Annotated in this window: 12 protein-coding genes and 1 riboswitch; all 12 genes read right to left on the bottom strand. The window is 38.0% G+C overall.

Annotation, left to right across the window (positions count from 1 at the left end):
* Positions 1-99 precede the first annotated feature (99 nt).
* Positions 100-1,356, bottom strand: a complete 1,257-nt coding sequence (purD, locus tag ACFO3L_RS09430) for a phosphoribosylamine--glycine ligase (RefSeq protein ID WP_379966504.1) — start codon at positions 1,354-1,356, stop codon at positions 100-102.
* 30 nt (positions 1,357-1,386) lie between these two features.
* Positions 1,387-2,928 (bottom strand): bifunctional phosphoribosylaminoimidazolecarboxamide formyltransferase/IMP cyclohydrolase, encoded by a 1,542-nt coding sequence (purH, locus tag ACFO3L_RS09425; RefSeq protein ID WP_379966501.1) that lies wholly within the window; start codon positions 2,926-2,928, stop codon positions 1,387-1,389.
* The gene (purN, locus tag ACFO3L_RS09420) at positions 2,906-3,502 is read right to left on the bottom strand and encodes a phosphoribosylglycinamide formyltransferase (RefSeq protein WP_379966516.1); all 597 of its coding nucleotides are present in this window, start codon (positions 3,500-3,502) and stop codon (positions 2,906-2,908) included. The genes purH and purN overlap by 23 nt, the downstream gene beginning before the upstream one ends.
* Positions 3,502-4,542 (bottom strand): phosphoribosylformylglycinamidine cyclo-ligase, encoded by a 1,041-nt coding sequence (purM, locus tag ACFO3L_RS09415; protein ID WP_379966498.1) that lies wholly within the window; start codon positions 4,540-4,542, stop codon positions 3,502-3,504. The genes purN and purM overlap by 1 nt, the downstream gene beginning before the upstream one ends.
* Before the next feature lie 15 nt (positions 4,543-4,557).
* Positions 4,558-5,997, bottom strand: coding sequence for an amidophosphoribosyltransferase (gene purF, locus ACFO3L_RS09410; protein WP_379966495.1), 1,440 nt, complete (start codon positions 5,995-5,997; stop codon positions 4,558-4,560).
* Positions 5,982-8,204 carry a phosphoribosylformylglycinamidine synthase subunit PurL gene (gene purL, locus ACFO3L_RS09405; protein ID WP_379966492.1) on the bottom strand — a complete coding sequence of 741 codons (2,223 nt, stop codon included), beginning with the start codon at positions 8,202-8,204 and terminating at the stop codon, positions 5,982-5,984. The genes purF and purL overlap by 16 nt, the downstream gene beginning before the upstream one ends.
* Positions 8,205-8,879: a phosphoribosylformylglycinamidine synthase subunit PurQ gene (gene purQ, locus ACFO3L_RS09400; RefSeq protein ID WP_379966489.1), complete on the bottom strand. Its 675-nt coding sequence runs from the start codon at positions 8,877-8,879 to the stop codon at positions 8,205-8,207.
* 1 nt (position 8,880) lies between these two features.
* Positions 8,881-9,135, bottom strand: coding sequence for a phosphoribosylformylglycinamidine synthase subunit PurS (gene purS / locus ACFO3L_RS09395; RefSeq protein ID WP_379966487.1), 255 nt, complete (start codon positions 9,133-9,135; stop codon positions 8,881-8,883).
* Positions 9,136-9,403: 268 nt separating this feature from the next.
* Entirely contained in the window at positions 9,404-10,534 is a 1,131-nt protein-coding gene (gene purK, locus ACFO3L_RS09390) for a 5-(carboxyamino)imidazole ribonucleotide synthase (protein ID WP_379966484.1), read from the bottom strand.
* Complete coding sequence (purE, locus tag ACFO3L_RS09385; RefSeq protein WP_379966481.1) at positions 10,518-11,006, bottom strand: 5-(carboxyamino)imidazole ribonucleotide mutase; 489 nt, start codon at positions 11,004-11,006, stop codon at positions 10,518-10,520. The genes purK and purE overlap by 17 nt, the downstream gene beginning before the upstream one ends.
* Positions 11,007-11,196: 190 nt before the next feature.
* Positions 11,197-11,778, bottom strand: a complete 582-nt coding sequence (locus ACFO3L_RS09380) for a xanthine phosphoribosyltransferase (protein ID WP_379966478.1) — start codon at positions 11,776-11,778, stop codon at positions 11,197-11,199.
* Between the two features lie 89 nt (positions 11,779-11,867).
* Positions 11,868-11,964, bottom strand: a riboswitch (purine riboswitch).
* A gap of 88 nt (positions 11,965-12,052) precedes the next feature.
* Positions 12,053-12,739, bottom strand: coding sequence for a hydrolase (locus ACFO3L_RS09375; RefSeq protein WP_379966475.1), 687 nt, complete (start codon positions 12,737-12,739; stop codon positions 12,053-12,055).
* Positions 12,740-12,750: the final 11 nt, after the last annotated feature.

Below are 12,750 nucleotides of genomic sequence, written 5' to 3'. Positions count from 1 at the left end.
ATTATTGAGTAATTCGCTGTCTATAAAGGTTTTTAAAATTTTTTATGCATTTGATATTGCAATTAAGCTTTCATGCGAAATTAAAATTGGTTGCTTTATTTAATTTTTTAAAGCTTTACTACCAATATCTTTACGATAAAACAGTTGATCGAGTGCTACGCTTTCTAACGCCTGATAGACTTTTTGTTGAGCTGCTTCAATAGTCTCTGCATGTGCTTCAACTAAAAAGACACGACCACCATTAGCAACGAGTTGTCCTTCTTTTTCAGCTACGCCCGCATAAATCACCGAAACATCTTCATTGGTCATTTCAGGCAAGAGCATACCTTTTTGATAAACTTCAGGATAACCTTCAGCGGCCACAACTACACCAACCGATGCTTGGTTGTTCCATTTAATTTCTGGTTTTTCATGCGCAATCAACTTGCTGATTACTTGTGCTAAACTACTTTCTAAACGCGGTAAAACAACTTGCGTTTCCGGATCACCAAAGCGGGCATTAAATTCAATCACTTTCGGTCCTTGAGCAGTAGCAATCAAACCAGCATATAAAATCCCGTGATACGGTGTTCCTCTTTGGATCATTCCTTGGACCGTTGGATGTAAGACTTTCTGAACGGCTTGCTCCACCATTGCTTCAGAAATTTGAGGAACCGGCGAGTAGGCACCCATCCCACCTGTATTTGGACCTCGATCAAAATCAAACGCACGCTTATGATCTTGTGCAATAACCATTGGATAAACGTGTTCACCATCAACAAATGCTAACAATGAGAATTCTTCTCCCACTAAAAATTCTTCAATGACAACTCTAGCGCTGCTTGAACCAAATTTTTGTTCTTCAAGCATTTCATGCAAAGCTTCAATCGCTTCTTCAACCGTCTCAGCAACAACAACCCCTTTACCAGCGGCTAACCCATCCGCTTTAACCACAATTGGTGCACCTTGTTCAAGAACATACGCTTTAGCTGCTTCAAAATCAGAAAATGTTTGATAAGCTGCTGTTGGAATTTTCATTTCAGTCATAAGTTCTTTGGCAAATTCTTTTGAACCCTCAATCATCGCTGCTGCCTGATTTGGACCAAAGATTTTTAAACCAGCTGTTTGAAAATCATCTACAATCCCATTTAACAAAGGAATTTCTGGACCAACAAATGTCCAATCAATTACTTCTTTTTTAGCAAAAGCAATCAAGTCTTGGTGCGCATCTTCCGCAATATCAAGAATCTTAATCCCATCCTTGAGCATACCGGCATTGCCTTTCGCACAAAAGACGGCAGTTACTTGTGGATCTTCTAATAGTTTTTTTCCTACGGCGTGTTCACGACCGCCACTACCAATAATCAAAAGCTTCATCGCGTTCTCCTTTTTGTTACCTAGCTATTTTTAATGTTTAAAATGACGTAAATTAGTGAAGATCATTGCAACACCATATTGATCGGCCATATCGATTGATTCTTGATCTTTAATACTACCACCAGGTTGGATAATCGCTTTAATCCCATGTTTTGCCGCATATTCGACACTGTCACTCATTGGGAAAAAGGCATCGCTGGCTAAAACAGCTCCTTCAATTTGGTTGGCGGCTGTTGCTTGATCAATTGCAATCTTAACTGAACCCACACGATTCATTTGACCCGCACCAATACCAACTGTCCGTTCACCATTGGCTAATAAAATCGCATTTGATTTTACGTGTTTCACACCATTCCAAGCAAAAATCATTGTCGCTAATTCTGCTTCAGATGGTTGGCGTTTTGTAACAACTTTCCAATCAGTTGGATTTTCTTTTTGACTATCTGGACTTTGAACTAATAAACCACCTAAAACAGAAACCACTTCTGCTTGTTCACTAACCGCTGCTGAAAAATCAAGCGTTAATAAACGAAGGTTTTTCTTTTGAGCTAAAACTTCAAAAGCATCTTCATCAAATGATGGTGCAATAATAATCTCTAAGAAAATATTTTTCATTTGATTAGCAACATCAAGCGTAATTGGACGGTTCAAGACAACAATTCCACCAAAGATCGAAACTGAATCCGCTTCGTAGGCATTCATAAATGCTTCATAAGCCGTTTCGCCAGTACCGATTCCACAAGGATTCATATGTTTCACCGCGACTGCGATTGGTTTATCGTATTCTTTAGCAATTTTAATCGCTGCATCGGCATCACGAATATTATTATAAGAAAGCTCTTTACCATGTAGTTGTTTAGCACTTGCAATTGAAAAAGCTTTCGGTAAAGCATCTTGATAAAAATCAGCTGCTTGATGACTGTTTTCACCATAACGAAGTGATTGTTTTAAATCATAAGTTAACGTTAATTGCTCAGGTTCTGTTTCACCAACAAGTGTTGTTAAGTAGTTGGCAATCAACGCATCATAAGCCGCTGTGTGACGGAAAACTTTCGCTGCTAATTTTTGACGAGTCGCAAAAGTGGTTTCACCATTTGCTTTTAACTCTTCTAAAATAATTGGATAATCGCTAGGATCAACTGCGACTGTCACAAATTGATGATTTTTAGCAGCTGAACGCAACATACTTGGTCCACCAATATCAATGTTTTCAATCGCATCGGCTTCGGTTACATCCGGGCGACTAATTGTTTCTTTGAATGGATATAAGTTAACCACAACTAAATCAATTGGATGAATAGCATGCTCACTCATTGCCGCTACGTGACTTTCGAAATCACGACGACCTAATAAGCCACCATGAATTTTTGGATGAAGAGTCTTAACTCGACCGTCCATCATTTCTGGGAACTCTGTCACTTCTTCAATCCCAATCGTTGTGAGACCCGCTTGATCTAAAGCTGATTTTGTTCCACCGGTTGAGATGATTTCAAAATCTAAAGCAACTAATTCTTTTGCTAGTTCAACAATTCCTGCTTTATCAGAAACACTAATTAACGCTCTTTTTAACATATGAATAAGACTCCTTTTGAATAATTTCTCCTAGTACTTTCGGATACCAATAATGTTCCAATTGATGAATCTTTTCTTCTAAACTCTCTAATGTATCTTCTGCCGTGATTTCCGTTGGCACTTGAGCGATAATTGGACCTGTATCAACGCCTTCATCGATATAATGAATCGTTATGCCACTCACTTTTACCCCGTAATCAAAGGCATCTTGAATCCCATGTAAACCTGGAAAACTTGGTAATAACGAGGGATGAAGATTGATAATTTTTTTAGGAAAAGCTTCCAATAATGTTAATCCGACAATCCGCATATAGCCCGCTAAAACAATTAACTCGACGTCAAATCCATGCATCATGCGTTTAATTTCATTTTCATAATCGACTTTACTCGAAAAATCTTTTGGTGAGAACGATACCGTTGGCACCTGATATTTAGCTGCACGCTCTAATACAAAAGCTGATTTTTGATCACAAAAAAGAACCGCAATTTCAGCTTGAATGTCTTGTTTTTCAACCGCCTGAGCAATGGCTTCAAAATTACTGCCATTGCCCGATGCGAAGATGGCTATTTTCATCATTTTGCTTCAATCCATTCAATTGCTTGATCCGCTTGCGCTTTGACTTGCCCAATCACATAAGATTCACTATTTTCCACTTTAAGTAGACGCTGAACTTCATCTACTTTATCGACTGAAACGGCTAAGACCATTCCCGCACCCATATTAAAGATTTCATACATCTCCATTGTCGGAATCTTTCCATATGTTTCTAAGTCTGTAAAAATAGGTAGGATTGGCCATGAGCCTAATTGAATTTCAACAGTCAAGTTTTCTGGTAGCATACGAGGAATATTTTCAACAAAACCACCACCTGTAATATGCGCAATACCGTTAACTAGTCCTGCTTTTACTAAAGGTAAAATTTCTTTTACGTAAATTTTAGTTGGTGTCAATAATTCTTCTCTGACCGTTTTTTGACTAGCATTTAATATGCTGTCGCCGGTTAATTGATTCATTTCAAAAAAGACTTTACGGACAAGTGAATAACCATTTGAATGAATTCCTGACGAAGGTAAGGCAATTAAAACATCACCCACAGCAATTTTTTCACCTGTGACTAATTGTGATTTTTCGGCAATTCCAACTGCAAACCCAGCCAAATCATAATCGTTTTCACTGTACATACCTGGCATTTCTGCTGTTTCTCCACCGATTAAAGCAGCGCCGGCTTGTAAGCAACCTTCCGCGACGCCAGCAACAACAGCTTCTAAACGTTCTGGATGATTTTTTCCAGTTGCAATATAATCAAGGAAATAAAGCGGCTCGGCACCTTGTGCAACAATATCATTGACACACATGGCTACACAATCAATGCCAATTGTATCATGTTGATTTTCTTGGATCGCGACCATTAATTTGGTCCCTACCCCATCCGTTCCAGAAACAAGAACTGGTTCTTTAACATTCAAGGCACTTAAATCAAAACAGCCACCAAAGCCACCTAAAGCACCCATGACACCCAAACGCTCGGTTTTCTTTACATGTTTTTTAATCCGCTCTACTACTTCATAGCCAGCTTCAACGTCGACGCCTGCTTTTGCATATGCATTCGGCACTTTGCATTCCTCCAATTATAAATTCACTTTGTTCTCTTTTAATGATGCACGGTATTTTTTCTCATAATCATATAATGGTGTTGGATAATCGCCATTGAAGTAGGCCATGCACAAACCAGAATAAGGGGCATCAAATTTTAAACCAATCGAAGAAATTAAGCCTTCTTCACTTAAAAATGCTAATGAATCTGAACCAAAACGTTCATTCATCTCTTCAATACTTAAATCTGCTGCAATCAATTCTTTGCGTGTTTTAATATCAATTCCATAAAAACAAGGGAATTTTAACGGTGGCGATGCAATGCGTAGGTGAACCTCTTTCGCTCCTGCCTCTTTTAGCAATTGAACGATTCTTTGAGATGTTGTCCCACGAACAATCGAATCATCAACTAAAATCACTTTTTTCCCTTCAACAACGCCACGTACGGCAGACAACTTCATACGTACGCCTTGTTCGCGCAACTCTTGAGTTGGTTGAATAAATGTACGAGCAACATATTGATTTTTTACTAAACCTAGTTCATAAGGAATCCCTGAAAATTCAGCATAACCACTGGCAGCTGAAAGAGAGGAATTTGGTACACCGATAACCATATCGGCTTCGATTGGCGCTTCTTTTGCTAATGTTCGGCCCATATTTTTACGTGCAGTATGAACATTAACTCCGGCAATATTCGAATCAGGTCTTGCAAAATAAATATATTCCATCGAACAAATTGAATGCTGTGTTTCAGTTGTATACGTGTCAATTTTTAGACCGTTATCATCAATTACAACAACTTCCCCTGGTTGGACATCACATACAAACGATGCTCCAATCGCTTCTAAAGCACACGTCTCAGAGGCAATCACATACGATCCATTTTTCATTTGACCAATTGATAATGGTCGGAAACCATTTGGATCAAGCGCTGCATACATTGCGCTTTCAGTCATTAAAATATAAGCAAATCCGCCTTTTACAATATTTAAGCTTTCTTTTAAACGATCTAAAAAAGTTGGCGCATTACTTTTACGGATTAGATGCATTAAAATTTCTGTATCTGAACTAGAGTGAAAGATTGCTCCTTGTTCTTCAAGTTCACGACGTAAAGTTTTAGCGTTGGTTAGATTGCCATTATGGGCAAGGCTCACTTGGCTATCAAAAAAACGAAATAAGAACGGTTGAATATTATCAACATGACCATTACCAGAAGTGGCATAACGAACATGACCAATCGCTGCATTACCGTATAATTTGCTGAGTCTTTTTTCGTTCGCAAAAACTTCAGATAATAGGCCTAATCCACGATAGCCATGTAATTGTCCTTCTTCATTTGAAACAATTCCCGCACCTTCTTGACCACGATGCTGTAAATTATGTAGGCCAAAATAAGTGACGCGAGCGGCATCTTGGTGTCCCCAGACACCAAAGATCCCGCATTCTTCATTTAAACTTTTTATTTCAGTTGACATGAAAGTGCGTCCTCCCAAACTTGTTTAGCTTCACTTGTAACTAATTCAATCGCCGCATCTTTTGCAGTAATTGCCAATTTTCCTGTATTGGTTACTTGACCAATCGCTGTTGCTTGATTACCAACCAATGTTTCAAAAGCAACTTGATTTTCTGGAGAAACACTTAGAATGAAACGTGATTGCGTTTCAGCAAATAATTCTTCCTTCACTAAATCAACTTTAACATCTACACCAAATTGGTTACCAAAAGCGGATTCCGCAATCGCCACAGCTAAGCCACCTTCACTACAATCATGAGCGCTTGCCACAAGGTCTGCTTGAATGGCTGCTAAAACGATGTCTTGATTAGCTTTTTCTGTTGCTAAATCAAAGTTCATTAATTTCCCTTCAATTTTACCTAATTGCATCTTTTGAATTTCACTACCGTTAAAGTCAGCAAATGTTTGACCCACAACATAAATCAAATCACCGGCTGTTGTGAAATCTTGTGTTGTAATATGGGCAACATCTTCAATTAGTCCAACCATTCCAATGACTGGTGTTGGATAAACTGATTGACCATTTGTTTCATTGTATAATGAAACGTTACCTGAAATAACTGGTGTTGATAATGTACGGCATGCTTCTGAAATACCGTCAGCAGCTGTCCATAATTCCCAGAATCCTTCTGGTTTATCTGGTGAACCAAAGTTTAAGCAATCTGTAATTGCTAATGGTTTCCCACCAGAAGCAACAATATTACGTGCGGCTTCCGCAACAGCAATTTGTCCACCAATTTCAGGATTCAAATATAAATAACGACTATTACAATCCATCGTCATCGCTAACGCTTTGTTCGTACCACGTACACGTAAAACAGCAGCATCACTGCCAGGTCCAACAACGGTATTTGTACGAACTTTTGAATCAAACGTTTCATAAACTAATTTTTTAGAAGCAATTGTTGATTGTTGTAATAAATTTAGTAACGTCTCATTGGCACTTATTACAGTTGGAATGAAGTTATCCATTTGTGCAAATTCAGCAATTCGGGCAGGTTCTTGGTATTCTTTGTAGTAAGTTGGTGCATCTTCTGCCAAAGCATCAACTGGTAAGTTTGCGACTTCGATATCATTATGATACAAGCGGTATTGTCCATCATCTGTTACGACACCAATATTCACCGCATCTAACTCATATTTTTCAAATAAATCAATGACTTGTTGCTCTGCACCTTGTTTGACACATAGAAGCATGCGTTCTTGAGATTCTGATAACATCATTTCATAAGGAGTCATATTTGTTTCACGCTGTGGCACATCATCTAAGTATAATTTTAAGCCTGAACCAGCTTTTGAAGCCATTTCTGAACTTGATGAAACAAGACCCGCTGCACCCATATCTTGGATTCCGACTAAAATATCACTATGTTCTAAAATTAATTCTAAACAAGCATCCATTAATAATTTTTCTAAGAATGGATCACCAACTTGAACCGCTGAACGTTGTTGCTCTTCCCCTTCAACAAATTCTTCAGAAGAAAAAGTTGCACCATGAATCCCATCGCGTCCCGTTTTCGCACCAACGTACATAATCGAGTTCCCGATTCCTTTGGCTTGACCTTTTTGAATGTCTTTATGGTCAATTAAGCCGACACACATCGCATTGACCAATGGATTTTTTTCATAAACGGCATCAAATTGAATCTCTCCGCCGATTGTAGGAATACCAATACAGTTACCATAACCACCAATCCCAGCAACGATTTCTTCAAATAAATATTTTGTACGATCGTTGTCTAATTCACCAAAACGTAAAGAGTTTAACATTGCAATGGGTCTAGCACCCATACTGAAAATATCACGAATAATTCCACCGACACCTGTAGCTGCACCTTCATAAGGTTCAACAGCTGAAGGGTGATTATGGCTTTCTGCTTTAAACACGACTGCTTGTCCGTCACCGATATCAACAATTCCTGCACCTTCGCCCGGTCCTTGTAATACGTGTTCTCCAGTAGTTGGGAATTTACGTAAAACCGGTTTCGAATTTTTATATGAACAATGTTCACTCCACATAACTGAGAAAAGCCCTGTTTCAGTATAGTTCGGCAAACGATTTAAAATTTTTTCTGAGATTAAACTGTATTCTTCGTCTGTTAGTCCCCACTCAGCATAAATTTTACGATCCTTAATTTCTTGCGGTGTTGGCTCCATTACTTTATTCATTTATACAGTCACCTTTCCAAAGTTCTTCAAAATTGATGCAAAGAATTTTTTTCCATCCGTTGAGCCAAGTAATTCTTCCATTGCTCTTTCTGGATGAGGCATCATTCCTAAAACATTCCCTGCTTTATTCGTAATACCCGCGATATTTTTTAGACTACCATTCACGTTATCTTGATACTTAAAGACGATTTGGTTGTTTTCTTCTAATTCTTTTAATGTTGCTTCATCACAATAATAATTACCTTCACCATGAGCAATCGGCAATTGCAACACTTGATTGGCTTCATATTCAGAAGTAAATTTCGTTTGATTATTAACAACTTCTAGAGGAATGGTTTTACAAATGAAATGTAGTGATTCATTACGTTTTAATACACCCGGTAAAAGACCCGCTTCAGTCAATACTTGGAAACCATTACACGTTCCAAAAACTGGTTTGCCTTCATCCGCAAAACGAATCACTTCTGACATAATATTTGAAAAACGAGCAATCGCTCCACAACGTAAATAATCGCCATATGAAAAACCACCTGGTAATAAGACGCCATCAAAGCCTTCTAAGCTTGTTGCATCATGACGTACATATTCTGCTTCTGCCCCCATGACATCTTTGATTGCCCAAAGTAAATCAAGGTCACAATTAGAACCTGGAAAAACAATGACCGCAAATTTCATGTTATGCTTCCTCCAGTGTTTGAATTTCATAACGATATGTTTCCATATTGACATTCGCTAATAACTTGTCACAAACTTCTTCAATCATTTCTTCAACGGGACGATCTGATTTTGCAATTTTTATTTCAAAATACTTACCAATACGAATATCTTCCACTTCTGTGTAGCCTAAACGATGAACCGCACCTTTAACTGCTTCTCCTTGTGGGTCTAATACTGATTCCTTGTAAGTAACATAAACTTTTACAAAATACATTTGCTCTTCTCCTTTGTGAGGCGCTACTTCACCTAATTATCCGAACGATTCTCAACTCACCATTCTTCAATAATCGGTATTAACTAGCTTTCGTCCTCTATTTGATGGCTTCATTGTAACAATCCAATGAATAACCGGTCAACAAAATATTTACATTAAATATACATTGCCGAATAATCGTTCGTGTTTCGATTGATTTCGAATACAAAAACACCCTTAAGAACGGAACATTCGTCTTTAAGGGTGTTTTCTTTTGTATTTAGTTATTTTAATTCGGCCAAACATTCGTTTCATCAATTTCTTTTTTTGTTTGTTCTAAATCATTCGTTGTAATTGTAATATGTCCCATTTTACGACCTGTTTTTGCTTCTCCCTTGCCGTAATAATGAAATTGCCATTGTGGTTGCTGACTGATTTGTTGGTAACTTCTTTCAAGTTCCTCGCCTAAAACATTGATCATAATTGCTGGTGATAGTAACTCAACCTCACCTAAAGGCCAACCACAGACCCCACGAATATGCGCATCAAATTGACTCATATTACAAGCTTCAATTGAATAATGCCCAGAATTATGTGGTCTTGGTGCTAATTCATTGACATAAATACTACCAGATTCGGTTAAAAAGAGTTCAATTGCCAGAACACCATGTAAATTTAGCGCCTTAGCAATGACTTTTGCAATTCGTGCAATCTCATTTGAGACATCTAAAGGAACATTTGCCGGAGCAATCGTTTGATATAAAATATTATTGCGATGAATATTTTCAACAATTGGGAATGTTGTAAACTCCTCACCATTTCCTGCAACAATTACAGAAAGTTCTTTTTCAAAAGGAATCCAAGCTTCAAGTTCACAAGTTCCTGTACGTAGTAAATTCATCGAAGGCGCTAAATCACTCATATCTTTTAAAACATATTGACCTTTACCGTCATAACCACCACGAGTTGTTTTTAAGACACAAGGATAGCCAATACTTTCAATCGCGTCTTGGATATCAGTTGGGCTGATAATTGTCGCATAAGGCGCAATCACAATATTATTTGCTTCCAAAAAAGATTTCTCTAATAAGCGATCTTGCGTAATCGCTAATAAATCTGTTCCTTGAGGGACTGGAACTTGTTCTGTAATCGCCGCTAGCGCTTCAACATTGACGTTTTCAAATTCATAAGTCACTACATCACTACGTCTAGCCATTTCTTCTAAAGCTAAGACATCATCATAATCAGCTAAGATATGCCAATCAGCAATTTGAGCAGTGGGACAATTTTCTGCTGGGTCTAAAACCCCAACTTGAAAGCCCATTTTTTTCGCACTCATTGTTAACATTCTTCCTAATTGCCCGCCACCAATGATACCAATTGTCGCGCCTGGCATTAACGGATTAACCAAGTTGATCACTACTTTCTATTACCATTTCTTCCATTTCTTGTCTTCGATCTGAAAGTTTTCTTGCTATAGTTAAATCATACATCGAAAGCATTTGAACTGCAAGAATCCCCGCATTATTTGCTCCCGCTTTTCCAATTGCGGTTGTGGCAACTGGGACACCCGCTGGCATTTGGACAATGGATAATAATGAATCCCAACCACTGAGTGCTCGTGATTGAACAGGAACACCAATTACCGGTAAAGTCGTCTTAGCTGCAACCATTCCTGGTAAATGCGCGGCCCCGCCAGCTCCTGCAATAATCACTTTAATCCCTCGGTCCCTTGCTCCTTCAGCATACTTAAACATTAAATCGGGCGTTCTATGAGCAGAAACAACTTTTTTCTCATATTCAATACCATAGAAGTCTAATTGAGCACAGGCCTCTTTCATCGTTTCCCAATCTGAAATACTTCCCATAATGACTGCAACTTGTGGATTCATTTATTTTACCCCTTTTTATATTCGATATCCGTATTCTAGCAACCTTAAACGATGAAGTCAAAAATTAATCGTACATTACAATCAAATAAATCAACAATCGTTCGTTTTTTAAGTGAAATACTGTTCTGTTTCGAAAAAAAGACAGCTTGAAGACGTCCCTTCAAGCTGTCTGATAAAAATAACTTATTTATTAGGCATCCGCTTCAATAAATGTCACTTGCCCATCATTTAATGATTGAATTCGTGCTAACGAAACAACATCAATTCCCATACTTTCTAATAATTCACGTCCATCTTGGAATGATTTTTCAATTAAGATGCCGACACCTTCAACAGAAGCACCTGCTTGCTGACAAAGTTCGATTAAACCTTTTGCCGCTTGACCATTCGCTAAAAAATCATCAATAATTAAGACATTGTCTGATTCACTTAAAAACTTGCGTGAAATTGAAATCGTACTCGTTACTTGCTTTGTAAAAGAATAGACGGAAGCCGTCAATAATTCCTCATTCATTGTTAAGCTTTTTGATTTACGGGCAAAAATCATTGGAACACCTAATTCTAATGCACAAAAAATCGCCGGTGCAATCCCAGATGATTCAATCGTAACAACTTTCGTGATCTTTCTTTCAGCAAAAACTTTAGCAAAAAGCTCACCCATATTTTTCATGAGCTGTGGATCGACTTGGTGGTTGATCAAACTATCAACTTTTAATACGCCATCTCCTAAAACATTTCCATCTTGTTGAATTCGTTTGACTAATTCTTCCATCGTAAATTAACTCCTTTTATTTTATCACTCTTAATATCTATTAAAAAAGACACCTTTTTTGCTACATGCAAAAAAGGTGCCTTATTTAATAAAACACTTTTTTCACTTATAGTCCGGTATTTACGGTACCAGGTAGAAACTGTCGACCAATTACGACGATATATAAGGAAGACTAATTATGAAAAACACAAAACTAATTATGCCTTGAACCATCTAAAAAAACAAGAGAAAAAGCTAAAATCAAGCTAGTTCTCTTCATTTTTTCATCAAATCTTTATTCTTCAAAGGAAACGCGTTCAATTTCACGATAATGTTCCATCTTTTTACTAAAAAGCTGACCATTCGTCGGTGGTGTATATGTGACGGCATTTGCACCAGCCTGAATCGTACCCCTGATACTTTCTTCCGTTGGACCACCAGTCGCGATAATTGGTAAGTCAGGATATAATTGACGAAAATGTCGAACAACTTCTTCCGTTTTTCGTCCCGCACTAATATTAATAATTTTAACACCCGCAGCAAGTTTATCTTCAATCGGTGTATAGAGACTGGTAACCGTACTAACAACCGGGATATCAACAACAGCACAAACATCAACTACGGTTTCAATTGGAGTGGGTCCATTTAAAACAACACCAATTGAGCCTTGTGCTTCAGCAAATAAACTCATATAGCTCGCGCGGGTTCCCTGAGTTAGACCTCCGCCAACACCAGAAAAAACTGGAATATCTGCTGCTTCAATAATACTTTTCGTAATCGCCGGATGGGGTGTGAATGGATAAACTGCTATCACCGCATGAGCATTCGTATTACGAATAATGGCAATATCCGTTGTAAAAATGATTGATTTTATTAATTTCCCGAAAATCATAATGCCACTACATTCGTTAATCACTTCCGGTACTCTGACAATATCTTTTCTTAATTCTGTTGAAATGTTTGGCACAAATTTTTCTGTCACACGATCACTCC

This window comes from Enterococcus eurekensis, assembly GCF_042654605.1.
In the GTDB taxonomy this organism is placed as follows: Bacteria; Bacillota; Bacilli; order Lactobacillales; family Enterococcaceae; genus Enterococcus_I; species Enterococcus_I eurekensis.
Note: the sequence above shows the minus strand (reverse complement) of the source record. Positions and strands in the feature narration are given on the sequence as shown.